This window comes from Mucilaginibacter dorajii (genome assembly GCF_024808255.1).
Taxonomy (GTDB): Bacteria; Bacteroidota; Bacteroidia; order Sphingobacteriales; family Sphingobacteriaceae; genus Mucilaginibacter; species Mucilaginibacter dorajii.
Genome location: NZ_JANTYS010000037.1, coordinates 22,630 through 49,483 on the forward strand (window position 1 = coordinate 22,630; position 26,854 = coordinate 49,483).

The 26,854-nt window shown below is 42.8% G+C and carries 19 protein-coding genes; 8 read left to right on the forward strand and 11 right to left on the reverse strand.

Translation table 11 applies throughout. The features are described from left to right. The first annotated feature begins 184 nt into the window (after positions 1–184). Positions 185–1,168 carry a hypothetical protein gene (locus FHS10_RS28115; RefSeq protein WP_259097460.1) on the forward strand — a complete coding sequence of 328 codons (984 nt, stop codon included), beginning with the start codon at positions 185–187 and terminating at the stop codon, positions 1,166–1,168. Positions 1,169–1,461: 293 nt separating this feature from the next. Here FHS10_RS28115 and FHS10_RS28120 read toward each other — a convergent pair whose 3' ends face one another. After that, positions 1,462–2,367, reverse strand: a complete 906-nt coding sequence (locus FHS10_RS28120) for a glycosyltransferase (RefSeq protein WP_259097461.1) — start codon at positions 2,365–2,367, stop codon at positions 1,462–1,464. Between the two features lie 269 nt (positions 2,368–2,636). Between FHS10_RS28120 and FHS10_RS28125 the strand changes: the two genes are divergently transcribed. After that, the gene (locus tag FHS10_RS28125) at positions 2,637–3,662 is read left to right on the forward strand and encodes a hypothetical protein (RefSeq protein ID WP_259097463.1); all 1,026 of its coding nucleotides are present in this window, start codon (positions 2,637–2,639) and stop codon (positions 3,660–3,662) included. Positions 3,663–3,718: 56 nt separating this feature from the next. Here FHS10_RS28125 and FHS10_RS28130 read toward each other — a convergent pair whose 3' ends face one another. After that, the gene (locus tag FHS10_RS28130) at positions 3,719–4,399 is read right to left on the reverse strand and encodes a porin family protein (RefSeq protein ID WP_259097464.1); all 681 of its coding nucleotides are present in this window, start codon (positions 4,397–4,399) and stop codon (positions 3,719–3,721) included. Between the two features lie 122 nt (positions 4,400–4,521). On the opposite strand from FHS10_RS28130, the gene FHS10_RS28135 reads away from it, so the two are divergent. Then, positions 4,522–6,240 carry a glycoside hydrolase family 3 protein gene (locus FHS10_RS28135; RefSeq protein ID WP_259097465.1) on the forward strand — a complete coding sequence of 573 codons (1,719 nt, stop codon included), beginning with the start codon at positions 4,522–4,524 and terminating at the stop codon, positions 6,238–6,240. A gap of 473 nt (positions 6,241–6,713) precedes the next feature. Here FHS10_RS28135 and FHS10_RS28140 read toward each other — a convergent pair whose 3' ends face one another. Beyond that, positions 6,714–6,959 (reverse strand): hypothetical protein, encoded by a 246-nt coding sequence (locus tag FHS10_RS28140; protein WP_259097467.1) that lies wholly within the window; start codon positions 6,957–6,959, stop codon positions 6,714–6,716. Positions 6,960–7,155: 196 nt separating this feature from the next. On the opposite strand from FHS10_RS28140, the gene FHS10_RS28145 reads away from it, so the two are divergent. From FHS10_RS28145 to FHS10_RS28155, 3 genes are all read left to right on the forward strand, one after another. Further along, a complete protein-coding gene (locus FHS10_RS28145) occupies positions 7,156–8,325 on the forward strand; it encodes a glycosyltransferase family 87 protein (RefSeq protein WP_259097468.1) in 1,170 nt (389 codons plus the stop codon). Between the two features lie 282 nt (positions 8,326–8,607). After that, positions 8,608–9,576, forward strand: a complete 969-nt coding sequence (locus FHS10_RS28150) for a glycosyltransferase family 2 protein (protein ID WP_259097469.1) — start codon at positions 8,608–8,610, stop codon at positions 9,574–9,576. Next, positions 9,557–10,354 (forward strand): polysaccharide deacetylase family protein, encoded by a 798-nt coding sequence (locus FHS10_RS28155; protein WP_259097470.1) that lies wholly within the window; start codon positions 9,557–9,559, stop codon positions 10,352–10,354. The genes FHS10_RS28150 and FHS10_RS28155 overlap by 20 nt, the downstream gene beginning before the upstream one ends. Before the next feature lie 6 nt (positions 10,355–10,360). Here FHS10_RS28155 and FHS10_RS28160 read toward each other — a convergent pair whose 3' ends face one another. Then, positions 10,361–11,461 (reverse strand): SGNH/GDSL hydrolase family protein, encoded by a 1,101-nt coding sequence (locus FHS10_RS28160; protein WP_259097471.1) that lies wholly within the window; start codon positions 11,459–11,461, stop codon positions 10,361–10,363. A gap of 266 nt (positions 11,462–11,727) precedes the next feature. Between FHS10_RS28160 and FHS10_RS28165 the strand changes: the two genes are divergently transcribed. After that, positions 11,728–12,582 carry a DUF535 family protein gene (locus FHS10_RS28165; RefSeq protein ID WP_259097472.1) on the forward strand — a complete coding sequence of 285 codons (855 nt, stop codon included), beginning with the start codon at positions 11,728–11,730 and terminating at the stop codon, positions 12,580–12,582. A gap of 948 nt (positions 12,583–13,530) precedes the next feature. Here FHS10_RS28165 and FHS10_RS28170 read toward each other — a convergent pair. The 7 genes from FHS10_RS28170 to FHS10_RS28200 all read right to left on the reverse strand — a co-directional run bounded on the left by FHS10_RS28170 (position 13,531) and on the right by FHS10_RS28200 (position 25,141). Further along, a complete protein-coding gene (locus FHS10_RS28170) occupies positions 13,531–15,774 on the reverse strand; it encodes a response regulator (RefSeq protein ID WP_259097473.1) in 2,244 nt (747 codons plus the stop codon). A gap of 17 nt (positions 15,775–15,791) precedes the next feature. Further along, entirely contained in the window at positions 15,792–16,388 is a 597-nt protein-coding gene (locus FHS10_RS28175; protein WP_259097475.1) for a DUF6436 domain-containing protein, read from the reverse strand. A gap of 1,106 nt (positions 16,389–17,494) precedes the next feature. Next, positions 17,495–21,325 carry a putative phage tail protein gene (locus FHS10_RS28180; protein WP_259097476.1) on the reverse strand — a complete coding sequence of 1,277 codons (3,831 nt, stop codon included), beginning with the start codon at positions 21,323–21,325 and terminating at the stop codon, positions 17,495–17,497. Between the two features lie 866 nt (positions 21,326–22,191). Then, positions 22,192–23,511, reverse strand: a complete 1,320-nt coding sequence (locus FHS10_RS28185; RefSeq protein WP_259097478.1) for a DUF3570 domain-containing protein — start codon at positions 23,509–23,511, stop codon at positions 22,192–22,194. A 30-nt stretch (positions 23,512–23,541) separates the two neighbouring features. After that, entirely contained in the window at positions 23,542–23,763 is a 222-nt protein-coding gene (locus tag FHS10_RS28190; RefSeq protein WP_259097479.1) for a DUF4266 domain-containing protein, read from the reverse strand. Positions 23,764–23,766: 3 nt separating this feature from the next. Beyond that, complete coding sequence (locus tag FHS10_RS28195) at positions 23,767–24,717, reverse strand: FAD:protein FMN transferase (protein WP_259097480.1); 951 nt, start codon at positions 24,715–24,717, stop codon at positions 23,767–23,769. Then, positions 24,704–25,141: a thioredoxin family protein gene (locus tag FHS10_RS28200; RefSeq protein WP_259097482.1), complete on the reverse strand. Its 438-nt coding sequence runs from the start codon at positions 25,139–25,141 to the stop codon at positions 24,704–24,706. Before FHS10_RS28200 ends, FHS10_RS28195 begins: the two co-directional genes overlap by 14 nt. Positions 25,142–25,422: 281 nt before the next feature. On the opposite strand from FHS10_RS28200, the gene purD reads away from it, so the two are divergent. After that, positions 25,423–26,697, forward strand: a complete 1,275-nt coding sequence (gene purD, locus FHS10_RS28205) for a phosphoribosylamine--glycine ligase (protein WP_259097483.1) — start codon at positions 25,423–25,425, stop codon at positions 26,695–26,697. Positions 26,698–26,854: the final 157 nt, after the last annotated feature.

Sequence of the window (26,854 nt, forward strand, 5' to 3'; positions counted from 1 at the left end):
GAACTGGTCTACAAAACTTTTGGAAGTACGCCTTTCTATATAAACCACTTACTACGGTTTAAGCGAGCCGACATTTATATAGACTTATTATTATAGTAATAATTTGTTATCTATTTTTTAATATTAGTTAATAGTTGCTTATTGAAATATTTATTTACATTTATCGAATAAATAAATAACTATTATGAAAAAAAACCTGCTTATTAAATTAATGGTTGCTTTAATCGCAACAACAACAATTTTTTCCTGCAAAAAGGAAAATCGCTCAGCTACGGAAACTAAAAACGGAACAGTAGCCTCTGTTACCAGTAAAAATGGTCGGTTGGTATTTAAAAACAGCGATGCTTTCAAGGAAACAGCAAGCGCTTTAATTAACAAAGACGCAGGTTACCTGCTTAATTGGGAAAAAGACTTTAATTTTACTTCTTTAAGAAGTGATTCGTCTGCATCGCAAGCATATGACAGTTTTGGATTCCCTGTTTTTTATGGCTCTATCTTAAACAATAAGGGTGAGTATATGATAGCAGATACTATCGTTTATTTTAATAATGGGTACAAATATTTGATTTCTAATAATGATGAAGCATTATTAAATAAAATTAAAAAAGATCCCTCGCTTGCCACATTGAAATTTAAAGCTGGCATCGTGCCTATAACTACTTCGTCAGAAGTTAAATCCGGGTCACTTTCTACACAGAGTACGTCGCTTCCTGGTGGCGGAACCGATGCTCGTTATCAACACCAATTTTTAAGAAACGGCGACCCTAACAGCCAACGTAAATTTGTGTTTGAGATCTTTAATTATGTTGAATCTGCCGGCCAAACGTCAATATGTTACGTGCGTACCCGTATAAAACAGGAATATTTAGGAGGCAACAAACCCGGAAATTGGCTGCCTACATCTACCGAATCGTACGTAAAAAAGATAACCGGTATGAATTTTACTGTTGGTTTTTTTAATACAGGTAATGGAACTTTAAGTTACGTAACAGGTTCAAACATTAATTTATCTGAAACTGATATAACTAAGCTCGATTATACTTTGTGCACTTTTCAAGCCTCACAATCAACAATAACAGTATCATTAACTGGTACTTATTCTGCAACAGTATTGCCACCATGGAACACAGATGGCAAAAGCACCTACACAGCTAACGTAGCCTGGTAGTTGATAAAAATGCACTATAAACAACAAAGGCCTCTCTGCTACGAAAGGCCTTTGTTGTTTAATGGCTTTAAAAACATGAACTTTAAAATATAAATGGTAATTAGTGATAGTTTTGAACTTTATATATTTTAAATGAAAACTTATTTCAGGCTTCTTTCTTTTGCCAGGCCGATTGGAAAATTTGCCGTGCCCCATTTTAAATAACCCAGCAGTAATTTGCTTTTTGGTTGCCACGCCTGTGATAAAAACCTTGATTTTTGGCGACTCTTTTTTAAAGAGCAGGGATACAATGCTTAGGCCGATACCTGTGCATGACTCATATTAACCGACATGTACTTTTTAAGAATATAAAATTTCAATTTAAGGAACAGCTTGATATTCAGATGAAAAAAGCGTTTATTTTTCCAAAGCATTCTAAATGCTGTTGAAATTGGATAGTTAAATTTAATGAGCTGATCTATGAAGCTTTTAAAAGTACATTTTTCTATATAAACGACTTGCTGAGAAGTAAGGGAGCCTACACCTATAGGTAAATGTGAATTCCATTTTTCGTGAAGCTTTAAGTTTTCTTCCATCCAGGCGCCGTTGTACAAGCCTTCAGAAAAATGATCAAGCAGTATATCAAACGTAACGCCTACCTTATACTTTTGGCTTACCGATAATGAAAAATCAATATCGTACCCGTGAAATTTTTGGAGGGTAATTTCATCAAACATAAACTCCTCGGCTATGCTTTTAGTGGTTGCCATAAAAACGCCATCAACACAAACTACCTCGGCAACGTTTTGCTTGTCAGGATTGCTGTAAACATGTTTCGAACGTTTTTTGTGGTATTTAAAAGATTGGATAATGTTGGTATAATTTGTATTGACGCCAATGCCACCAACCCCCGATGGGGTAATTGGCTTATAGCTGCTACCCGCTATACCTACCAGGCCCAGCTTAGGGTCCTGCTCAAATAAGGCTAAGAGGGTTGGTCCCCAATTATGGCTTTTTATCAATACATCTTCGTGCATAAAGCATAAAATATCGTACTGGGCTTTAAACATCGCTTTGTTATAAACTTCGCAAATGCCTTTCTGGCCCTGGCTGTTATCGGTGGCGATAATTTCGTACGGTATGCCTATGGTGGTATCAATATTTTTGCTTACTTGTTGCAAATGAGCACTATTAGCCGATGAGATAATGATTGATATCATAAAGAACTGCTTTTCAGTAAAAAATCAATATTGGTAGATTAACGAATAAAACCGATTTTTTAATACAATTTTTATTCCTTTTTAATCAATTACGTGAGTTTTTCTTAATATGCTACAGCGTATCGCCTATAAAAATGATTTTTTAATTGAAAACTTAAATTAATATTGATTGCTAATGTACAGTTGTTGAGTTTTGTTGCTGATAATAAAACGTGTAATTGTGCTTAAAACAATACGTTGTACATTTATATAAAACAGTTTACCTTACTTTGAAACAGCAGTTAAACCCTATTGAGTGTTACGCCGATACTAAAATTTATTTGTTTTGCCCGGCAGGCTATGCCACCGGTGGCCCCGAAGCGCTGCACCAGTTAGGCGCTCAATTAAGAGCGATAGGTTTTAACGCGTTTATGTATTATTATACTACCCCCGATAGTGTTGATGTCGTACATAAAAACTACGAAAAATACCAGGTTCCCGTAGCCGATGCGTTAGAAAATAATTCACACAACATTATTATTTTGCCCGAAACTCATTTAGCCCCAATTTTTGATAAAGCCCATAAACAGATCAGGAAAATTATTTGGTGGTTGAGCGTGGTGAACTACCACATTATCCAAAATGGGCTGATAAATAGCTTGAAGCATAAAAATTTTTTCTGGCTGCGTAATTACTTTGGGCGCTATCCGACTGCTTCTTTCGCCCGGCTTAAGCGGCATAAGGATGTGTGGCACATTAGCCACTCCTGGTATTCGCAGGTGCATTTGCTGGAGAACGGCATTGAACCTGTTGGCCGTATATCCGATTATATGAACAACGCCTTTTTTGATAGCGTTGACCAAACCGCAGCTAAAGAAAACATCGTTATATACAATCCTGTAAAGAATGATAAGTTTTTGGAGCAGATCATCAGCTTAACGCCAACCCTAAACTGGATGCCGATCAAAGACATGACGCCGGCTCAGGTTGCAACCACCATGAACAAAGCCAAATTATACATTGATTTTGGTTTTCACCCCGGTAAGGAACGCATGCCGCGCGAAGCTTGTATTATGCATTGCTGCATGATCATCGGTAAAAATGGCTCTGCAGCTTATGCCGAGGACATGCCCATACCGGAACGTTATCGGTTTGATAAAAACGAGGACCAGATCGCCGAAATTATAATCCGGATCAATCAATGCTTTGAAAACTACGATATTTTGATAGCCGATTTTGCCCCTTATCGCGAAGCACTATATAATGAGCAGCAGGAGTTTGAAGCAGCTGTAAAAAAGGTATTTGTAAAAGCATAAAAAAGCCGCCCGGCAATCCCGGCGCGGCTTTTTATCAAATCAAGGGCAATTATTATTTACTGAAATTTAAATCCTAAACCTATTTGCCAAACCTGGTTACGGTAATTGGGCAGGTAGGAGTCATTATCCGGATTATTGGAGGTAAGGTCGATATTATAACGGCCTCGCAATTCCACATTTCTACTTAGGTCAACACTCAGGCCAATAACACCGCTGATGTCGGTTTGATCACCGCGGTTATTGTAAAAGTGTTCGTAATCTGTTTGAAAACCGGTTTCGTACTTGTTATTGGTCGATGTTAAGAAGTTGATAGACGGGCCAACCAAAAAGTTAAAGTTTGGCGCCAGTTTAACTTTTAACAACAAGGGCACATCAATGTAATTGGTACGCTGCGTAAACCTGCCATACTCGGTATTGGCAGCATAGCCTTTGCCAGAGTACAAAATCTCTGGGGCAAACGAAATTGGGTAAGCGATAGGGATATCCAGCGTTAAACCGGCGTTAAAGCTTGCAATAGCATCTGTGCTGAAATTTGCGTTGTTGGCGTCAATAGTGTTTGCAATGTTTAAGCCGCCTGTTACACCAACCTTAATGCGGTAAAAATCATCATCGCGTTGGCGACGTTCGTGGCGCTCGCCCCGGTACGGTGGCCTGCGACGGGGCGGCCCGTAATAACCTTGTGCGCTAGCGGTGTATGCTGCAAATAAGCAGAGCGTAAAAAAGATTAATTTCTTCATGTTAGTATGTTTTTATATTGTCATAGATTAAAAATTATAGCAAAGGTTTATTCGCGGTGTAATTTTTGTGATAATTGTGTCGCCGTCAACGGGCAAAAACAACATTTACACTACATTTGAACATGCCAAAACAGAAAATTTATACCTACCTCCTTTTATTTACTGCTATCAATTTTGTTGCCATAAACAGCTTTGCCCAACAGGAAAGCTATATTCAAAGTCTTGATAAACAAAATCATTGGGTCGATTCGGTTTATCATAAACTCAGCCGCAAACACCGGGTGGCGCAGTTGTTATTTGTGCGGGCGCATACCAATAAAGGGCAGGCTTATGAAGATTCGGTAGGCATGGTGATTAAAGATCAGCAAATTGGCGGCCTGGTATTTTTTCAGGGTGGCCCTGGCAGGCAGTTAAATTTGAGCAACAAGTATCAAAAGCTGGCCAAAGTGCCACTGCTGATAGCCATGGACGGCGAATGGGGACTGGGCATGCGCCTGGACTCGACCATATCTTACCCATACCAGATGGCCTTGGGTGCTATACAGGATAATACCCTTATTTATAAAATGGGCCAGCAAATAGCCTATGATTTTAAGCGCATAGGCCTGCAAATGAATTTGGGCCCCGATATGGATATCAACAACAACCCCAATAACCCGGTGATTAATTACCGCTCTTTTGGCGATAATATGTACAATGTAGCCAAAAAGGGTATTGCTTACTTTAAAGGCATGCAGGATGCCGGCTTACTGGTTACAGCCAAACATTTTCCGGGCCATGGCGATACTAACGTCGATTCGCATTTTGACTTACCGTTGTTACCTTATACCCGCAAACGCCTGGATTCATTGGAGGAATACCCTTTTCGCGAAGCCATTAATGCCGGTATCAGCGGTGTGATGATAGCCCATATGAGCATCCCGGCGTTGGATAGTACCACGCATTTACCGTCCACCTTATCGCGTCCCATTATTACCGGCATTTTAAAAGATTCGTTGAAATTTAAAGGCCTGGTAGTATCAGATGCCATGGAAATGAAAGGCGTTGTAAAGTATTTTCCTGATGGCGAGGCTGATGTGCGCGCGTTTATTGCCGGTAATGATATCATCGAACTATCAGAAAACTCCGATAGGGCCATTAAGCTCATCCGTAAAGCGGTACGCCAGGGCAAAGTAAGCAAAGAGGAATTTGAAGCCCGCGTAAAAAAAGTATTGGCCGCCAAATACTGGGCCGGGCTTAACCAATACCGCCCCGCATTGCCCGGTAACTTAGCAGCAGACCTGAACAGGCCCGAAGCTAAAGACCTGGTACAACAGTTAAGCGATGCATCGGTAACCCTAATAAAAGGCAACCCCACGGCTTTGAAACTCAATCCGTTTTTAAAAACGGCTATATTAAGTATCGGCGTGTCATCGCCAACTGTTTTTCAGCAGGAAACGGCCAAAAGTTTCCCCAACTGCAAAATATTTATGGTTGATAAAAATACAGAAGCGGTTGAACTGAAAAATATCCTGGGTTTGTTAAATAAGTATGAGCAGGTAATAGTGGGCATCCATGATACCCGCCTGCGCCCGGCAAGCAAACTAAACTATACCAGCGATGTAAAGCTCATGATTGCCGACTTGGCCGGCCGTGCCAATACCATCATGAGTATATTTGCCAACGCCTATGCCATTGCGGGTTTGCCCGGTATTGAAAAAAGTACCGCGCTGATGGTGTGCTACCAAAATAGTCCCGAAATGCAAAAGGCGGTAGCCAAGATACTATCCGGTAATTTAAAGCCAACGGGTAAGCTGCCGGTAAGTGTAAATGTGTTTTTCCCGACGGGGACAGGGTTATAGGGAAAGGGCTATAGGGACCATGTCATTGTTTCGTGCCTACCCATGACGTATTGTAAAACACGTTTGTCATCCTGAACATAGTGAAGGATCTATTCTACGCCTTGCTTATTCGCCCTGAAAAGTTCGCTAATAGATGCTTCGTGCCTCAGCATGACAAGTTATAAAAAAGGAAGTCATCCTTGTTTCAGGACCCCACAGGACAGGTGACCCGCATGATGTATACTTAGAAAATGGGGTGCTGAAACAAGTTCAGCATGACATTGGGTTTCGAGTTGCCTTGTCATTTTCACCTTCAGAGGCCCGGGATTTTATAACTCAGCATGACAGGGTGGAGAGGACTGTTTGGTACGTCATTTACCCTTTAGAGGCTCACGGATTTTACAACTCAGCATGCCCCTTTTTTTATTGGCGTCATTTCCACCTTCACGGTCCGCGGATTTTGCAACTCGCAACGGCGAGGGAGAGGAGATTATCTATTCCCCCGCCGTAATCAGCGCCACGCCTGCCTCATCAACATGTATGTGGCAACGTTCAACAGAAATATGGTGTTTGAATTTACTGATAGCTTCTATCCAGTCGCGGGAGGTAAAAACGGGGGCTTGTATGTTTACGGCTTCTACCAGGATCTCTTCACCATCCAGTACCAGTCGCCAGCATTGGTCACAGCCGTTGCTATCGGTGTTATAGCGAATTTGGGCAAGGTTAACTTGTTTGTTCATCAATCAAATAGTTTAATTTAATAAGGAGTCAGCCCCAAAAACGTTGTGCGTTGGCGGTTAGTATGTGTTCAAAATGTATTATTTACGTTGCAGGTGTTTCATGTTATTATTTCCAAGACCACACATCTCAATGTATTATTTTTGTTACTAATGTTTGCCGGATTTGTATATTCGCGACTTATCTCAAACCTGGTTAATGAAAAAGCTCTCCAATCTCATTTATAACAAACCGCTTGTTTTTGCTTTATGGTTTGGCCTAAGCTTTATTATGGTGGTTAAAGGTGTGCTTATCCACGCGTCATACAATAATTACCAGGTTTTTAAGTATAACTTTATACACACCATTCACCAGCAGAACCTGTTTGCAGAATACCCGCAGCAGTATTTTGATCTGAACCATTACGGCCCGGTATTCTCGCTCATTATTGCCCCCTTTACGCTTTTTCCCGACAACGTAGGTGTAGTATTGTGGGTAATGTTTAATGCTTTTGTGCTGTTTAAGGCTATTCAATTATTGCCTTTAAAAGAAAACCAATATGTGGTAGTTTTACTCATTTGTGCGCATGAGTTGTTAACGGCATCGGCCAATTTGCAAAGTAATCCTATGGTTGCCGGGCTCATCATTTTAAGCTTCGCTTTCATCAAACGCAAACAGGATTTCTGGGCCGCGCTCATGATCGCCCTGGGTACCTTCATCAAACTTTATGGTATTGTGGGATTGGCGTTCTTCTTCTTCTCGAATAACAAACTAAAATTTATCGCCGGGCTTATTTTCTGGTCGGTAGTTTTGTTTTTACTGCCGATGATTATCTCATCGCCGGCATTTATTGTTCAAACCTATCATGATTGGTATATCGATCTGATTGCAAAAAACAACGCCAACGCCACATCAACCATGCAAGGCATTAGTGTGATGGGCTTTTTACGCAAGATATTACATTGGCCCGGGCTGGAAAATATTTATGTAATAGCACCCGCCATACTACTCTTCGGCCTTTCGTACCTAAGGATCAAATGCTACAAGATCACCGAGTACCAGTTGCTTATCCTGGCATCGGCCTTAATTTTTACCGTTATCTTCAGCAGCTCGGCCGAGTCGAGTACTTATATCATCGCTTTTCCGGGAGTAGCCATATGGTTTATGTGTTTAAAGCGCCCGGTTACCTGGTATGAGATTGTGCTGTTTGTAGCCGCGCTATTATTAACCAGTCTTTCGCCTTCAGATCTTTTCCCCAAATATGTGCGTGTGCATTATGTGATGCCGTATCGGCTAAAAGCACTGCCTTGTTTTTTGATCTGGCTCAAAATTATTTATGAAACCTACACACGCAATTTTTCAGTTCAAAAGCAAGTTAACGTGGCGTAAATCGTTTCAATGACAGTTTTGTGTCATTTATTAAAAAAATACAAAATAATTGTAAAGTTGTTTGTAAAAATCATGCGATAATTATATAAGTTTGTAACAACCAAGTTACAAATTGCGATTTATGGATGGGCCTTATCTCCCCATTATAAGTTTATTACAACCCTGCTGTAATGTTGTAACCAGGTTTATCGTAACAACCTTGTAACACAATAATGCATTTAGTATCGAAAATATAACGAGCTGAGCCCACACAACCTGTCATAATTAGCACCGAAACTATTAATGATTTACGATTTAAAAAAGCGAATTTCTATCGTTATACCTGCATATAACGAGGAAAAAAATATCAGCTTCTTAATTGAGCAACTCGGCGAAACGTTGAGTAACACCAATTATGAATATGAGGTGATTTTTGTTGACGACGGGAGTCGCGACAATACACTTAACGAAATTAAGTTTAATGCGGCCATGCACAGCAATGTGTACTATGTGGAGCTTTCAAAAAACTTTGGTAAAGATCATGCCCTTAAAGCCGGTATAGGCCTGGCCAAAGGCGATGCCGTAATTACCATGGATGCCGATATGCAGCACCCGCCAGAAATGATATTGACTATGCTGCGGTTTTGGGAAGATGATTATGATATTGTATACACCTATCGTAAAAACGCCAACCCCCACGCCAAAAAATATCAAAAGGCAACTTCGAAGATGTTTTATAAAGGGATCAATATGCTATCAGACATTCAGCTGGAAAATGGTACGGCCGATTTCAGGCTGATGGACGCCAAGGTGGTAAAACAGCTTAAGGCTATTGATGAATACGAGATCTTTTTAAGAGGCATTATCAAATGGACCGGTTTTAAACAAATAGGCTTGCCATACACCCCATCAAAAAGGCATACCGGCGAAGTAAGCTATTCGTTTTTTAACCTGGTTAAGCTGGCTGTAAGCAGCATCATGGCATTTAGCGCCCGCCCGCTTTACGTGGTAACAGGGATAGGCTTATTTGTATCGGCATTGGCTATATTGTATATTCCATATGTGCTCATCAGCTATTTTGCCGGCTACGCGGTTTCGGGCTGGGCGTCAATTATGGCAACTATCGCTTTTTTTGGTGGTTTGCAGTTGCTGGTGTTGGGCATCATAGGCGTTTACGTGGGTAAAATATTTATGCAATCTAAACATCGCCCCAATTATATCATTCGGTCTACCAATTTTGTTGCTGTAAATAATGATCTTATTAGGATTTGATGTTGAAGAGTTTGATTTGCCGTTTGAGTACGGCAAATCACTGCCTTTTAACGAGCAATTGAGTATCTCCACAACAGGTACCTATTCCATTTTGGCGATGCTGAAATCTGCAAATATAAAAGCCACCTTTTTTTGCACCGCCAATTATGCTATTAACCAGCCCGATGTAATTGCCCGGATAGTAAGTGAGGGGCATGAAATTGCATCGCATGGGTATTATCATTCCGAATTTAAACCGGAGCATTTAAAGCAATCCAAACTGGCATTAGAGCAACTCTCTGGAACTGAAGTAACCGGCTTCCGGATGGCAAGAATGATGCCTGTAGACGAGGCCGAAATTCAGAAGGCCGGCTATACCTACAACTCATCCATCAACCCCACCTGGATCCCGGGACGGTACAATAATTTCGGCAAGCCACGCACCTGGTTTTATGATCACGATGTATTGCAGATCCCCGCGTCGGTATCGCCGGTGATCAGGTTTCCATTGTTTTGGCTTAGCTTTCATAATTTGCCAATGCCGTTAATCAAAAGCTTCGCGGCAGCTGCTTACCGTAAGGATGGTTATCTTAACCTGTATTTTCACCCCTGGGAGTTTACAGATCTGCACCAGCCAGATCGGTTTGGCGTTCCCGGTTACGTAGCCAAAAACTCTGGCGACGCATTTGTATCCCGCATCAAAAATTTTATCGAATGGGCGCAAACCAAAGGCTGGCAGTTTGCCCGCACCGGCGATTTTGCTGATGGGGTAAATGAGAAAACCCTGGTACTGAAATAGCCCCTATTACTTCAACAACCCTGCAAAAAACGGTTCAAGCTCCTTAGCCAAAACCTGGTGATCGGCCACACTTGGGTGCCCGCTGCAGCCATGTGGATCCATCGGTTCAAAAAAGAAGGTGGCTACGGATTTATCTGTGGGGTAGGCAGCATCAATTTGTTTTTTGATGTTGGTCAGGCATCTTTGTAAAATCTCCCTGGAGGTATCCTTCATCATCGGGCTGGATAGCAAGGCTATTTGCGCTTTGGGATATTTTGATTTTACCAGCTTAACAAAATCTACAAAGGTGGCCACAAACTTAGCGGTATCAAACGCGGCCCGCGGCGTGCCATCGCCTTTACTCATATCGTTGGTGCCTAAAGCGATGCTTACGATGCGGGGCGTGTAGGTTTTAAAATTCCACTTTTGCGTGCTGTTTACCTGGAAGTTGGTATTTTCATAAACCAGCGGGATAGATGGTGTATCCCTGTTCCAGGTGCGGTAAATGCCAAAACCGCTTACACTGGCCAAAACAAAATTCGTGTTTAATTTTCGTGATACGCTTGGGCCGTAAGCCATATAGGCATTGTGATGATCGTGGTAATCGCCGGTACCGCAGGGAATCTCCGAATCATCGGCCGCTGCCCCACAGGTAATGCTGTTACCTATAAATTCAATCAACGGTAGTTTGGTTATTGCCAGGCTTTTGATATCATGCGCCGCGATTTTTGAAAATATTAAAGCCCCGGTATGCGCCTCTGTAGCCTTATAGATCCAAACGCGGTGTAGGCCATTACCCGTAGCTTTTATAATTAAAGGCTCTTTTGCACTCCCTTTCCCTTCAATCCTTATCTTCTTTTGATACACGCCATCCAGCTCATATTGCAGGTAATTATGTTCGCCGGCGTTTGCAATGCTTACATATACGGCACATTCGGTACCCTTAAAACGGAACCCAAAATGCGCGGCAGAGGTGATCAGCTCTAAATTGTGCTTATCGTTAATCATAGTGCGGCCCAATGGCTTCAGATCGGCAGCAAAAAGGGTGTCAGTAGGTTTTGCTTTCGCGATGCTTTGCAGCCCGCAAAAAATGAATAATATAAACGCAATAGCTGTGCTGTTTTTCATAACGATACAAGATAGCGGATATCGGGATTGAAATCCAAATTCGTCCAATTTATCAATATAAAATGCTGTAAAAGTATCAGCATGGAAGCCTTGTGATGCGATGGTGCTCTTTTGCTCACCAGGTATTGCAGGATGTTTCTAAGTGTTATTTCCCAACCGGGTGACATTAAATGTCACTAATGTAAAACATTTTCAAGAAAAAAACTTTATCAATTATAAATCATTGATCCTATTAGTTAAATATTCTGAAAACGTAAATGGGATATATGAAAAAATGGTGCAGGCTTGCCCGAGTACTATCACTGCATTTTATATGGAATAAGAGGGCGTTGTCAAATTTGAAACAACACCGGGCGCTGGTGCAGATATTAAAAAGAGCTGCGCCGCCTGGTAGGCCAGTTTTCAAAACTTCTGTGATGTATCTTTTTTCGTACCTGTCGGGGGCTATTACCACACGCCATAAACGTAAGATACTTGCACACCACTATGGTTTTTTACGAAAGGTTTTTATCGGGGAGCAATTAAGTCAATTGTATAACGGCGGTATTGTTTTTTATGCAGAACAACATGAGCAAAACCAGTATAGGGTGATACTTGCGCCAAGTGAAGCGCTTGAATTTGAGGGCTCGTTGTCCCTGGTATTTGAAATGAATAAACAAAAAGTAGCATCCTTGTTATTTTCATTTGCCCCTGGCGATGTTTTTGATCTTGAAGATGAGAACATCGTTTTTATATCCTGTTTGCAGCGCGTTGGTAACCAGGTCGAAAACGCATACGCCGCCACAAAATACTTTAGTGATAATAATATGGCCACTATTTTACTGAAAGTATTGGAGGCCGCAGCAGTTGATTTTGGCATAACCAAAGCAATTTGCGTTGGCTGCGATAACCAGCTTACAGCTAAATTAACCAACGAGCACGAGCGATATTACGCTATCTATGATCAGTTTTGGCTTAACAGCAGCGGGGTAAAACGCCATGGCGATTATTTGATTGAGCTACCTATGGTGCAAAAGCCTATCCTTTTAATTAAGCAAACCCACCGCAACCGCACCCTCAAAAAAAGGCAGCGGCTTCGCGATATTTTTGAGGCGGTACAGCGCAATTTGTTAAAAGTTTAAAAATAACTAAGGTCACGGTTGTAGTTATCCGCTCAGTAGTCATGTCATTGCGAGTATCGATCAAGGATAAACCTGAAAAAAATAGTGATGACATCGTTAACGCGCTTGTGTAGAGACGCAACATTTTGCGTCTCCCGCGTGCAAATGCAACACGCAAATTTAAAATCTCACAAATCCACTCTGTATAGCGGGAGACGCAAAATATTGCGTCTCTACAAAAAAAACATATTTGATAATCAACAACTTGCGTGGACGTCATTATAAGTAACCATCAGGCGCACCTGAAAAAAAAATGATGAGGTTATTTATTGAATCGTCATTGCGAGGAACGAAGCAATCCCCAATAGGCAGGTGCGCTTGCAGATCCGCTCTGTAAGTAGGGGATTGCTTCGTCGTTCCTCCTCGCAATGACGGTTTTTTATATATCGATGATCAATGACTTACAATTACGTCATTGCGAGTAACCATCAGGCGCAACTGAAAAAAATAGTGATGACATCGTTAACGCGCTTGTGTAGAGACGCAAAAGATTACCTCTCTACAAAAATATATTTGATAATCAATAACTTACAATCACGTCATTATAAGATACGAAGCAATCGCACGCATGCAAACCCGCTCTGTATGGTTCGCGATTGCTTCGTACCTACCCATAACAAGTTATAAAAAAGGAAGTCATCCTGAACTTGTTTCAGGGCCTCACAACACGGGTTTTCCGCATGAAGTATACTTAGCATTGGGGTGCTGAAACAAGTTAAGCATGATAGTGGGGGTAAAGGTGATTGTCATTTCCACCTTCACAGTCCGCGGGATTTTATAACTCGCAATTACATAGCTGTATAGTGTCATTCCAGCTTCAGAATTCCGCGAAATTTTACAACTCTGCATAACGTCAAGCAAGCATCTCGCATCTGGCCCCCCGCACCCCGACCCTCACACCTCAAAGTCCTATACCTTCGCCAGGTACCAGCTTTCCAGCTTACCCACCAGGTCATCTATTTTGATGGGTTTGCCAATATAATCATCCATGCCGGCGGCAAGGCATTCTTCGCGGTCGCCTTTGAGGGTGTTGGCCGTAAGGGCAATAATTACGGGTTGTTTAATGTTGCGCGCCCTAATCAGTTGGGTGGCTTCAATCCCATCCATCACGGGCATTTGCATATCCATCAGGATAAGATCATATGAGTTTTGTAAAGTTAGTTTTACGGCCTCGCTGCCATCGGCTGCAATGGCCGCCTGGTAACCCATTTTCATCAGCATATGCAATATTACTTTTTGGTTTATCACGTTATCCTCGGCCACCAAAATATTCATCGGATATTTATGGCTAAACTCAACGGGAATTTTGTGTTGGGTGGTACCCGCGCCGGCTTCCGGCCGGGGTTGCAGGCTGTGCAAAATGTATTTGCTTAAAGCATGTTGTTTAATGGGCTTGGTAAGTATAAAGCTAAAAATATTGTGCTTTTTGTTCTTTTTTTCGTCGCCAATGGAGCTTAACAAAATAATAGGTAAACCGGGATACATCGCCTTAATCTGCTGTGATAGCGTTACACCATCCATGTTTGGCATTTGCGCATCGGTGATCACCAGGTCAAAGTCGGCATTATCCTTAAGCAATATCAGGGCTTCATCGCCCGACGATACCGTTTCGGGTTTCAGCTTCCAGTTTTGAAGCTGAATTTCCAGGATATGGCGGTTAGTTAAGTTATCATCTACCACTAAAATACGTTTACCCTCCTGTGTGGTCATATCGTACTCCCTATAAGGCTGCAATTTTTTAACCCCAACGCTGGTAGCCATGGTAAACGAAAAAACCGATCCGCTGCCGCTCACGCTGCTTACGTTTATCCGGCCGCCCATCAGGGTAACCAGTTTCTCTGATATCACCAGCCCCAATCCCGTACCGCCATATTTGCGGGTGGTTGATGAATCAACCTGGCTAAAGGCTTTAAACAGACGTTCTTTTTTCTCTTCGGGAATGCCAATGCCGGTATCGCGGATCTCGAAATTCAATATGAGGTTTTCAGGATCGGTATCATCCAGCAGGTTTACAAATATCATTACCTCGCCCTGAAAAGTAAACTTTACGGCGTTGCCCGCTAAGTTGGTAAGTACCTGCTGCAGGCGCACCTTATCGCCAACTAACTGGGGCGGAACTCCTTCTTCAATAAAATAACCAATTTCAATACCCGTTTGGGCTACGCGGGTGCTAAATATATCCAGTACCTCCTCAATAGCAAGCCGCAAATGAAAATCCTCATGCTCCAGTTCCATACCACCTGCTTCTATCTTCGAAAAATCCAGAATGTTGTTAATTACTGTTAACAAGCTTTCACCGCAATTGGTAATGGTTTCGGTATACATGCGCTGCTGATCTGACAAGGCAGTTTCGGCCAGCAGGGTCGACATGCCGATAACCCCGTTCATCGGCGTGCGTATTTCGTGGCTCATGGTAGCAAGGAACACGCTCTTGGCCTGGTTAGCTTCCTCGGCTTCGCGGCGTGACCCATCCAGCTGTTGGTTAAACTCAATAAGCTCCCGGTTAAGCCTTTGCAGTTTTTCCTGGTTCTCTTTGCGCTCCTGGCTCAGCATGGCTTCCTGCTGCAGCTCTTTCATTTGAATGGTTTGCGCCACCTGCCTTTCGCTTGCCCGGTTAAGCTGAAAGCTCCACAAACCGCACACAAAAAATATAACGGTTGTTAACAAAATATGGATCACAAACGTTTGCAAATCAAAGTAGTTGAGCTGCGTGAAAAAAATACCGCCAACACCCGAGTTTTGCAGGTAGGCAAACAAGGCATGGTGTATGCCCACCACAATAAGCATGGGGAGCTGTAGTTTCCAGTTTTGATAGGTTATTAAAAGGGCGCTACCTATAAACGCGAAAAAATGCATCTCAAACATGCCATGCATCTCATAAATAAACTGCGCCATAAACACCGCCATTACCCCGCTCAAAACGTATTGGTACAGGTTTGACCGGGGTAGTAAAAACCGGGTTGAGTAATAGGCCAGCAAGGCCAAACTGCTAATGCTGATGGCAATAAACCAGGTGTCATAAAAGCCGGCCAGCAGCAAGCCAACTATAAAATAGCCACCCATAAAAAAGTCCATCAATCTATCAGATCGTTTTTTTACTTCGGCTTTTAAGGTGTTACTGTAAAGTTGGTATTCAATAGCGGCGTTTTCCATGAACATTAAAGGTTGGTTTATTTTTTGCAGCCTGGCAGGCTGCAGCCGTAGGCCTTTAAAGCCAAGGGGTTAAATGCAATAGGTTGACTGTTTTGCAGCAAGGCAGTTAAAGCCATACGGGCGTACTCGGTTTTGGCATTGGTGCAATAGCGGCTGCTGTTATAATTGCCCCTGTAATACAGGTTGCCGCCGGTATTTAACAATACGGCCTGCGGCGTTGAATATACCCCGCATTTAACAGCCAGGGTCGCATCAATAACCACGGGTACATCAATATTAAACTTTTGCTTAACCTGCGCCGCGGTATAATACTTATCGGTCATCAATATTACCGCGAAGTTGGCCTGGTTGCCGTACTCCTTTACCAACGTTTTAAAGTGGGCGATATTAAACCGCGAACATGGGCAGTCGGGATTAAAAAAATGCAGGAATACCGGTTTATGGTTGCTAAACTTTAATTGCGATGGGATATCAATATGTTTACCATTGGCTACCGACTGGTAATTGGCAGGTACCGGTGTTGGCAGGCTGTAAACATAATCGTTATACCAAAAAATGCCGCCAATAGCCATGCATAAAATACACAACCATCCAATAACCAGTGCTTTTTTCATTTGATAATAAAGTGTTGCCTTTTAAGCTAAAGGCATGAAAATTTAAAGATACCTATTTGGCATCGTTAAACAATAAGTAGGCGTACGTTTACTTTGTTCAACTAACCAAATTAATATTCCGCAGCCGCGAATGGGCTTGTTTACGTATAAAATGAGGCATTGTTTCGATGCCTGGATTAATTGTTAAAGCTACACGTTGTGGGTTTACTTTAATAAGGACTTTTAGACTGCGGGATTTTAGGATTTTTGGACAAAGGAGTGAGGACTTTGGCTGGGAAGTTGACGCGCATATGAAGCTCTACGACAGGTTGTGCAGATGCCAGACTTGTTATGTTAGGCAAGGAGTAACTTCCCTTGGGATGGTTATTGCGAGTTTTAAAATCCGCGGACTGTGAAGGTGGAAATGAAAAAGCAACTTTAAACCCAATGTCATGCCCGAACTTGTTTGGCACCCCACTCACTAAGTATACATCATGGGGAAAATCTGTCCTGTGGGGTACTGAAACAGGTTCAGCATGAATGGGTAGGTAGGAAGCAATCCCCAACTTACAGAGTCATCATAAAGGCTTCTCGAAGCATTGTGTTATAATCGACAATATCGGCTCGCTCAATCGCCGTTTGTAGCCGCAAAGTAACCAAACGGCTGTCAGCAGAAATGCTTCTTTGCGCGCAAGGCCTGTGCCCCGCAAACCGGCCAAAACCTGGGCCGGAATTATTTTGCCCTCGCCTTCATTATCTCCCGCCGCAAAAACTTCCTATGCCCTGCAACCGCACAACCCCGCATTGTTTTGGCCGGTTTCGCCCAAAGCTGCTCTGCTGACGGAGAAACAAAAAGATAGCGTAAGGGAAAAAGCAATTCGTTTCAACACTTGATTCTTTTCCATAGCGATGCCTAATGCCCGGTATACTAAGTGCACAAGGCATTAGACTCGTGACCTTGTATCCGTTTCCATCCATTGCAAGGGATTTTTAGTTTAAACCCTTTAACGCAAGTTTTGTGTAGGGGCATAAATGGGGATGAAAAAAATCCCTGCTTTGAATGTTTGTTAGTTGTTACGCTGCCGCAGAACCGGACATATGGCCTTAATTGATACTGTTATTTATCTCTAAACAATGGTCAAAGTCCCGGTGTTGCTAACTATAACAAAATCGCTGTTAGCAACGATACATTCTAATGTGACTGTATCATATTGAGATTGTGAAGCGATAGAGCCGGAAGTGCCTGTTGTTGTGCTTGTTGCCCCATGAATAGTTTGTCCTGAATTTTGGGCTACCTTCCAACCGCCAACACCTTTGCCTCTAATATGTAGCTGTTGTCCCAATGTGGCTGCTGTAGGAAGTGTGATTACAACTAAACCGGCATTATTAGCAATATACTTTGTATCAACTGATGCAGCTTGTGAAGTCGTTATTATCTCCACAACAGGTGTAATTAAGGTTTGCCAGGTTGTTCCATTATAGTACGATGGGGTATGAAGGGTGCTATCATATACCTGCAGCCCATCGATAGGGCTTACAATTGCGAGTTTTTGCCCTGTCGTCATTACAGGCATAGGGACAGTCCCTTGTGTTGTACTTACAATTTGTACTTTAGCCGAAGCTGCCAAAGCTATTGTACCTATGCCAACCGGACCATTTGGAAATGCAACGTAGTTAATGGATGTACCGCTTCTTCCTACTTGTATCCAAGTGGTAGCCGCACTATTAACGTCATTTACAGCCCGCAACCTAAAAACATTTCCAGCGTTAATAATATCCCAAAGTTTTTCGTCAGTTCCTCCGGTTGTTTGTTCCCAAAATTGTTGTCCGCCATTACGTGATAGAGCCAGAGAGCCTGTTGTTGGATTAGTTACGGATGTACCCACGTTAATTTGCCCGGAACTGGTTATGTTACTTGGCGTGATAGCTCCCAAGACAACTGTCGGCGTTGGTATGGTTTTTCTGTTTGCCCAGGTTATAGCTACGCCGTTAACCGTGTTATCTGCCAGGCTGGTAACTGATGAATTGGTAACAATTACCCAGCCTGCTGGTATAGCTATGAGCGTAACAAAACCTCCATTTGTATTTAATACGAAAGGACTTGTTGAATTGTTGATCTTCTCTCCCGCAAATGGCGTTATTGTTATGTTATTAAAAGCAGCATTATATGTCTCGTCAATTACAATCAGCGTATACCCGTAGTTGGTTTTAGATCTGGTTATTCCAGCCTCTACGCTTGGTAAGGCTATGCCTACAGCCCCGCTTATTGTATTAACTCCTAAATATTCCTCTGCCAGGCTTACGGTATAATTAGAATTAATGCTCACCCTGTTTTTAACCTGGCTTGCTGCACTTAACGCGATTAGTTTTGAATGCTTAACATTTGAAAATATAACATTTTTAAATGTTGCTAAAGTCGGATCTATGTTCCAGGGTTTATAATTATCATTGTTTGTAGCATTGTCATAAACTAAATCTGTAAAATCAGGATTACTTATTAATAACCTGCCAAAAAGAGGGGCAGAACTAAACACTATACCTGCCGGAGATGCAGAACCTACACTTGATGAGAATTTGTACCCATCAATAACTCCTGATATATTAGGGTTACCATTTGATCCTAATACTAAACCTACTGATTGGATCCCTCCAGAACTTCCCGTAAAAGTGGTCAATAAATTATTCTTAATATTAATATTTGTCCAATCTAAATGCCAGTTTCCTTTTTCTAAGAATATATCCCAATATCTTGTGTAGCCCCAATTATCTAAAATGCCATCGACAATAATATTAACATTTCGCATATTAACATTGGATGCGGGTAATTGGGCTATTATGGTGGCATTTATGCTGTTTGATATATATATAGCTGAACTATACGAACTAACTGACGCAGCTTCCTGGTTGATTCCTTTTATATTACAGTCAAAGCCATTTATATTTATGTCAGGATTACCTAAAGAAAAAAACGCCTCTCCTGTACCTAAGTTATTACTATTTAACCTTGTATAAGTGCAATTTTCAATATCTACCGGAGGTAATGGATACAAGCCAGACAGAGCTGTAACAATGGAAAAACCTCTTGATAGATTTCCCGGGACATTATTTATGTAACTGCAGGCAATGAGCTTAGTTTTTTGTTTACTTAACTCAATAAATGTAACTATTGCACCTGATGCATGCGCTAACGCAGCGGTTGAATTACAGCCTCTAACTAAATTTAAAATAGTTGAACCTGTATAATTATAATAAATTAATTCATTATCTATAGTTAAGAAACCATTACTTTCAACATTTGGGAAGGCCGCCAACGTCATTGTCATATCAGTACTTGACACGGAAGCTGTTATAGTTGTTGTTATAGGAGCGAACATAACGGCTGCGCCAGAGGAATGATTCGCCGAAGCAGTTCCATTACAGCCTCTAATTATATTCAAATTAAGAGAATCAGTATAGTCATAATAAATTAACTCACTATCTATTGTTAATAAACCGCTGCTTCCCACATCAGGAAAACTTGCTATAGTTAGAATGGTATCTGTACTTAATATGGAAGTGGTTAAAGTTGTTGTAATAGGGGTTGGAATGGTAGATATTTTATTGTAGTTCACTAAATAATACCCGGCGGTGCAAGCATTTGATATACTACAATCAATAATTTTGCCATTGGCCAAACTATCAATTTCAATACCTACATCTCCGCTATTATGTCCCGTACACCGTTCTATCAATACAGTGTTTCCATATGCGTTGTTACCTATTTGGAAATTTGCACTTCCTGCTGCTACTGTATAATTTGTCAATGTATTATGATAACAATCTCTAAAAGTTACATTATCAATATAGTAATGACTTATTCCGGTCGAGCTTGCATCGGTAATTACTATGCCAGTACTTCCACCATATACCCTAACCCGCTCAATTAAAATGTTGGTAGCAAATACAACGCCGTCATACCCGCCAGAAATCCCAATATCACCAGGGGTGCCAGAATTGATCCTGATTCCCTGCCTTCCTGTTTGTGTTTTTGCATATGGCATAACGGGTATTTCCCCTGGCGGGAGGTTTAGCAGATCGATGTCTGTGATCCTTATATTATCTGTATTGATATTATATTGGTAAGAGTTGAAATAGGTGCCAATAAGTACGTGCATGTTGCAAAAGCCTTTTATCAGATCTCCTACCGCCAGGGTTACTCCGGTTTCCAACATAAGCTGTAATACATTAGCAAATCCTATTTTTTTTTGATAATAACCAGTAATTGCTTTTGCTGTTCCCGTATTGGAGTAAGGATAAAAAACAAACCCAGCCCCTACCATTCCGGCAGAACTATTAACGGTAACCTCATAATAAGAACCAACCAAGCCACCTACCGCAGTTACGGTAACTGTCGGACCCAGGGCATTTCCATCTATGTTGTTTGCATCAACATCAAATTTTTCTAAGGCGATATTTTTATATGTATAAACGGTTGTAATATTGGGTGGAAGAGGTATATCAAATGCACGGGGAACGTTAGCACTGAGTTTTATCACAGAACTTTTGCCCTGACCTGAAATAACTATACCTTTTGCGTCAACCGGTAATTTAAGCGCCCCTATTATTTGCGATGTGCTATTGAGCGGCGGTTTATTCAAATAAAAGACTCCTGTTGGTATTAATATTCTCCCATTTCCATTAACATAATTAATAGTGGCTTGAATTGCATCGTAACAATCTGTTACGCCATCTCCGATAGCTCCAAACCAGGTTATATTTATGGCTGGTTCTGTAAATATTCTTTTAAACCTGTATGGAGATGAAACTACAACCGTTCCTGTGTTATCTGCTGAAAAGGTATCTGTGCTGTCATAATACCAGATTCCGGTCCCATAATCAGTAATTTCATAAATATCATTAACTTGAGGGGGGGCGGCGAAAGTTCGTAAGCCATTTAGGGTTGTAACTATGGTTGCCATATGCAGAGTTTTAGGTTTATCTATTATTGAATATCAGAGTAATTTTTGATATTTAATAATCTATATTAATTATTCTTTTCGGCACCCGTTAGCGAAAGTCTTTTGTAACGAAAATGAGCGATGGCGGACTTTTGATCCGTCAAAACAAAGTTTCTACCTCCATCAATATCTGCCTTTTCCACATAATTACTTGCATTACTGATTTTAGCTGCGTGTGGTTCATAATAAAAAGCTCATGTGTTCCCCTAAGTGTCAGCAGAACAGCTTCCGGCGAAAACGGCCAAAACAATGCGGGGCTGTGTGGCGGCAGGGCATAGGAAGTTTTTGCGGCAGAGGCCGGAAGGGTGAGGGCAAAATAATTCCAGCCCAGGTTTTGGCAGTTTTGCGGGGCAAAGGCCCATGAGCGCAAAGAAGCATTTCTGCTGACTTGATTTTTGGTTACTTTTGATCAAGCAAAAGTAACAAGCCCTTCCCGCGGCGAATGAGCGGGACGATGTTTTCGCTTCTATAAAGTAATTTCGTTCCCCAAACAGACGGATGTCACAGTTCGGGATTGCTTCGTCGTACCTTCTTACAATGGTGTGACTGTAAGTTATTGATCATCAATATAAAAAAAACGTCATTGCGAGGAGGAACGACGAAGCAATCCCCAAATTACAGGGCGGATTTGCACTGCGACTCTGTAAATCGGGGATTGCTTCGTGCCTCGCAATGACGGGATTTATATGTCATTTCCTCCTTCAAAGTTCCCGGATTTTAAAACTTATAATGACGATCTTGTTTTAAAATGTCATCACCATTTTTTCCAGGCATACCCCAGACATGTATTTACCATCGCTCCTGCCTTATAACAACGATCCCCATCCCTACTTAAACCCCAAACTCAACGATACCACATCCGAAGTCAGCTGCGTAGTTTGGGTATAATGCCCGTACCTAAGCTCTAACTCGTGCAAGCTTTGCCAGCCAAAAACACCTGCCGGCGGGGCTACGCGGAAGCCTATGCCGTAAAACTGGCTGTTGAATTTGGCGTATTCAAAATTGCTGGTGTAGTAGGTTTCGTTTTCGGTATGCGTGCCATATGGGGCAAAATATTTGGCCGCCGTTTGGGTATAATACCTGTAAAAGGGCGAAATGGAAAAGAAGGGCGTTATTTTGTAAGATACTTCCAGGTTGGCCGTGTTGGAGTGGCTGCCCCAGTTATCGGTATAATAGCGGTAATAGGAACGCAGGATAATGTTATCGCCCAGGAAATAATTGGCCCTGATACCTATGGGGAGCTTAAACCGCGATGAGGGCAGCTTTTCGATGGTGTCCTTCCCTGTATTAAAATATACCCGGTGAAACGGCAGGCTCAGGTAGCCGTGTTGTGCCACCACATCGCCTAATAAACTGATCTGCAGGCGCGAATTGATGATTTGGGTATAAGACAGCGCCGCCGTATACGTATTACGCGGACTTGTTGCCAGGCCCGATGAGGTGCTCCCGCCCGAACTTAATACCGTGTTGCCGCTGGCCGTGGTAACGTAGGTAGCCCCCGCCGGTGCAGCGGGACTTAACGACGCCACCAGTTCCGAAGGGTAAATTAACGTTACATGATCGAAATAGCCTTGCAGCTTGGCTCCAAACTCGCCGCTTTTATCGGCAGTTTTGATGGAGAAATGCACATCGGCCCCGAATGATTTGTAATTATATTCGGTTGAGTAATAAGTACCCAAACCAAAGGTATTGCCAGATTTGGCGTTCTCCAGCGTCCAATCCAATGAGGGGTAAATGCGGGTGCCATCTTTTTTGCCCTTGCCGGTGGTGGTTACAAAGGCCGATGAGGCCGAGGTATGATGATCTATGCCCAGGCCGGCCGAGAGCGTGTTTTTATTGTTGTTTTGGCCCAGCCACACAAATTTAAGGTCGATACCGTTAGATACGTCAGTCACCTTTTCGGTGCCAATACCACCGGTAATGGCCGAGTGGTTACCATCCTGGCTGTAATAGCTGCTTACCAGGTTAATCTCGTCTAATCGTAAGCGGTGGGGGCGGTAGGCACTGGTGTCGCTGCCGCTTTCAATAGGGGTAGCCAGGCTAAAGGGCGTTTTGCTTTTGGCAAGAGTATCTCGCCGGGTTTGCGCGTAACCGTTAATGCGGCATAGCATAGCAAAGCCAAAAACGGATAAATAAACCTTTTTCATATAGGTTAAGGGGGGGGGTATTAAATATGATTAATTGCAGCCGCAGCCGCCACCTGTTTTTCCCGCGTTGGCGCCCGAAGCAGCCTCACGGTACGATTGAAAATTCAATTCGTTTTTTTCAACCTTGCGGTTGCTCAGCGCCATTTCCGAGTCGTTAAGCCGGCTTTTCTGGTACTCCTTTAAATGCACGCAGGATGATAGGGAGGCCATCACCGCTACAATAGCCGTTGCTTTTAGTAATTGATTTTTCATTTGTTAACTGAGATTTATATTATTGGAGGTATAAAGCCGGTTTTGATCATCGATGATCACGGCCTCTACCTGGTTAATCTGGTTAATAAGGTTCATGCCCGTGTGTATACCCATGATCATCACGGGCGTGGCCAGGGCATCGGCAATTTCGGCGTTGGTGGTAATAATGGTAACGCTTTTAATGCCGGTAACCGGCAGCCCGGTACGCGGGTTAATGGTATGCGAGTATTTTTGGCCGTCAATTATAGCATACTTTTCATAATTGCCCGATGTAGCTACCGCCATATCGGTAATGGCCATATAGGAAAATACCTGGTTGGATAGATCGGGATTGGCAATACCTACAGTCCATTTGCTGCCGTCTGGCTGGTGGCCCCAGGTGGTGAGGTCGCCCGCGGCGTTTACCACCCCACCAATGGCTCGGGCAGCCTTCATAACCGTTTTGGCACGTTCGGCAGCGTAACCCTTACCTATGCCGCCAAAGCCTATCCGCATGCCTTTTTCCTTCAAATACACGGTGGTATTGGCGGCATCAAGAATCACATTGCGGTAGTTGATAAGCCTTACCGAATTAAGGGCGGTTAAGGCATCGGGCAGTTGCTTCATGTTCACATCAAAGTTCCACAGGCTTTTATCAATAGAGCCATAGGTGATGTCAAACGCCCCCTGTGTCATAGCTGAAATTCTTAACGATCGGGCCACCAATTCAAATACCTCTTTATCAACCTGCACAGGCTTTATGCCGGCGTTTTGGTTTATCCGGTTGGTTTGGCTATCGTCAGCAAAAGTGGTGAACAGCTTTTCTATCCGGCTGATTTCGGCTATGCCGGCATCTATCTGTGCCTGGGCCAGTGTTTCGTTATCGCCTACTACGCTTAGCTCAAAGCGGTTGCCCATCAAACGCAATGCGCGTTTATATACGGCAAGGCTGTTGGCTGTTTTAACGGCTTGCATTGGCGCTGGTATTAATTTCGGATACAAACTGATTGGCAGACTCGCCGGGGAAGCCATCCCATGTTTTTAACACCTTGCCATTTTTATCCAATAGCAGGGTGAAGGGGAATTTGCCGTCGGGATTATATTTATCGGCAAGGGCTTCGTTGCGTTTTACCTGGGCCGCCTCCAGTTGGTTTTTTTTCTGGCGAGGGAAATCTGCACGTACCAGTACCAGGTGGTCTTTGGCATAACCCTCAAAGGTTGCCGATTCCAGGATCTCCTTGCGCAGGCGGATACAGGGGCCGCACCAGTCAGATCCCGAGAAGTTAACCAGGATAAGTTTGTCCTGTTTGGTGGCCTCGGCACTGGCCTCAGAAAAGTCGCCCAGCCAGGTAACCGACGAGAACAGCAATGCCGCGATGAGCAGGCTTAATACTTTCATTTGCTTAAATTTATCAGGGGTGATTGAATGCTATTGTAACGGTTAATTTACATTAAAAATATTAGGCGTTACAACGCATTTATATCATGTGCGGATGAATGGTTGCTTTGTGTCGACGAATGCCGAACGCAGCTGCATATTTTTTGAAATTAGTTGATCAATATTTATCAGAGGGTATGTATTTGTCTCAATTTTTTCTCCTTTTTTGGCGTATTTATTTCATGCTGAAAAGCCCTGATTCCATCATCAAACTAACGGTTCAAAAAAACTATCTTTGCCCCATGAATATCCTGATCCTCGGTTCGGGCGGAAGGGAAAGCGCCTTCGCCTGGAAAATTGCGCAAAGCCCTAAATGCCAAAAGTTATTTATTGCCCCCGGCAATGCCGGTACCCACCAGTACGGCACCAACATTAACATCAAGGTTACCGACTTTGAGGGCATTAAACAACTAGTTGTTAACGAGGCTATTAACCTGGTACTGGTTGGCCCCGAGGAACCCCTTGTAAAGGGCATCCACGACTTTTTCCTGGCCGATGAGCAGCTGAAAAACGTACCTGTTGTTGGCCCCGAAGCGCTTGGCGCACAGTTAGAAGGCAGTAAGGATTTCAGTAAACAGTTTATGTTAAGGCATGGCGTGCCCACAGCGGCCTACCGTACTTTCACCAAAGATACGCTGCAAGAGGGACTTACCTACCTGGCCACAGCTGGCCTGCCGGTAGTACTCAAAGCCGATGGCCTTGCCGCCGGCAAAGGTGTATTGATCTGTACCAGTCTTGAAGAAGCCCAGTCAGAGCTTACCCAAATGCTTGCCGAAGCCAAGTTTGGCGATGCAAGTTCAAGTGTGGTTATTGAGCAGTTTCTGCAAGGTATTGAACTATCGGTTTTTGTAATGACCGATGGCACCAACTATAAAATTTTACCCGAAGCTAAAGATTATAAGCGTATAGGTGAGGGAGATACGGGATTAAATACCGGTGGTATGGGCTCAATTTCGCCCGTGCCGTTTGCCGATGCTGCCTACATGAAAAAGGTAGAAGAGTTAGTGATTATCCCTACAGTTGAAGGTCTTAAAAAGGATGATATCCCTTATAAGGGCTTCATTTTCATTGGTTTGATGAACAAGGATGGCGAGCCGTGGGTAATTGAATACAACTGCCGCATGGGCGACCCGGAAACTGAAAGCGTTATGCGCCGCATTGAAACCGACTTTGTTGACCTGCTGCAAGGCGTTGCCGAAGGCAACCTTAACGAAAGGGAGCTAACCATATCGCCCAAAACAGCTGCCACGGTAGTAATGGTTGCAGGCGGTTACCCCGGCGAATACCTCAAAAATAAAGTAATAACCGGCACCGAAAACGTGCGTGATTCCATTGTGTTCCACGCCGGCACCAGTACCCAGGGCGAGGATGTGATCACCACCGGTGGTCGTGTTTTAGCTATAACCACCCTGCAAAACGACATGTTTACCGCCCTGCAGCAAGCCACCGCCGATGCCAGCCGCATTTACTACGATGGCATGTATTTCAGGAAAGATATCGGGTTTGATTTGCTTTAGTTCATTGGTTCACTGGTTAATTAGTTCATTAGTGGCTTAGCCTTAGAATTAAAAAGCACATAAAAACGAGGCTGTATCATAAATCATGATCAGCCTCTTTTTTATTACTAATGTTTTATTGCTGTAAATTCAAATATCTATTTATTGTTTAATTTGT

What these genes read in the sequence shown, in the direction of transcription:
- FHS10_RS28195 (WP_259097480.1), bottom strand. Translation starts at nt 24,717, where the DNA reads ATGCAAGCCGTTAAAACAGCCAACAGCCTTGCCGTATATAAACGCGCA.
- FHS10_RS28145 (WP_259097468.1), top strand. Translation starts at nt 7,156, where the DNA reads ATGAAAAAGCTCTCCAATCTCATTTATAACAAACCGCTTGTTTTTGCT.
- FHS10_RS28200 (WP_259097482.1), bottom strand. Translation starts at nt 25,141, where the DNA reads ATGAAAGTATTAAGCCTGCTCATCGCGGCATTGCTGTTCTCGTCGGTT.
- FHS10_RS28155 (WP_259097470.1), top strand. Translation starts at nt 9,557, where the DNA reads ATGATCTTATTAGGATTTGATGTTGAAGAGTTTGATTTGCCGTTTGAG.
- purD (WP_259097483.1), top strand. Translation starts at nt 25,423, where the DNA reads ATGAATATCCTGATCCTCGGTTCGGGCGGAAGGGAAAGCGCCTTCGCC.
- FHS10_RS28120 (WP_259097461.1), bottom strand. Translation starts at nt 2,367, where the DNA reads ATGATATCAATCATTATCTCATCGGCTAATAGTGCTCATTTGCAACAA.
- FHS10_RS28135 (WP_259097465.1), top strand. Translation starts at nt 4,522, where the DNA reads ATGCCAAAACAGAAAATTTATACCTACCTCCTTTTATTTACTGCTATC.
- FHS10_RS28150 (WP_259097469.1), top strand. Translation starts at nt 8,608, where the DNA reads ATGATTTACGATTTAAAAAAGCGAATTTCTATCGTTATACCTGCATAT.
- FHS10_RS28160 (WP_259097471.1), bottom strand. Translation starts at nt 11,461, where the DNA reads ATGAAAAACAGCACAGCTATTGCGTTTATATTATTCATTTTTTGCGGG.
- FHS10_RS28175 (WP_259097475.1), bottom strand. Translation starts at nt 16,388, where the DNA reads ATGAAAAAAGCACTGGTTATTGGATGGTTGTGTATTTTATGCATGGCT.
- FHS10_RS28190 (WP_259097479.1), bottom strand. Translation starts at nt 23,763, where the DNA reads ATGAAAAATCAATTACTAAAAGCAACGGCTATTGTAGCGGTGATGGCC.
- FHS10_RS28130 (WP_259097464.1), bottom strand. Translation starts at nt 4,399, where the DNA reads ATGAAGAAATTAATCTTTTTTACGCTCTGCTTATTTGCAGCATACACC.
- FHS10_RS28170 (WP_259097473.1), bottom strand. Translation starts at nt 15,774, where the DNA reads ATGGAAAACGCCGCTATTGAATACCAACTTTACAGTAACACCTTAAAA.
- FHS10_RS28165 (WP_259097472.1), top strand. Translation starts at nt 11,728, where the DNA reads ATGAAAAAATGGTGCAGGCTTGCCCGAGTACTATCACTGCATTTTATA.
- FHS10_RS28115 (WP_259097460.1), top strand. Translation starts at nt 185, where the DNA reads ATGAAAAAAAACCTGCTTATTAAATTAATGGTTGCTTTAATCGCAACA.
- FHS10_RS28185 (WP_259097478.1), bottom strand. Translation starts at nt 23,511, where the DNA reads ATGAAAAAGGTTTATTTATCCGTTTTTGGCTTTGCTATGCTATGCCGC.
- FHS10_RS28140 (WP_259097467.1), bottom strand. Translation starts at nt 6,959, where the DNA reads ATGAACAAACAAGTTAACCTTGCCCAAATTCGCTATAACACCGATAGC.
- FHS10_RS28180 (WP_259097476.1), bottom strand. Translation starts at nt 21,325, where the DNA reads ATGGCAACCATAGTTACAACCCTAAATGGCTTACGAACTTTCGCCGCC.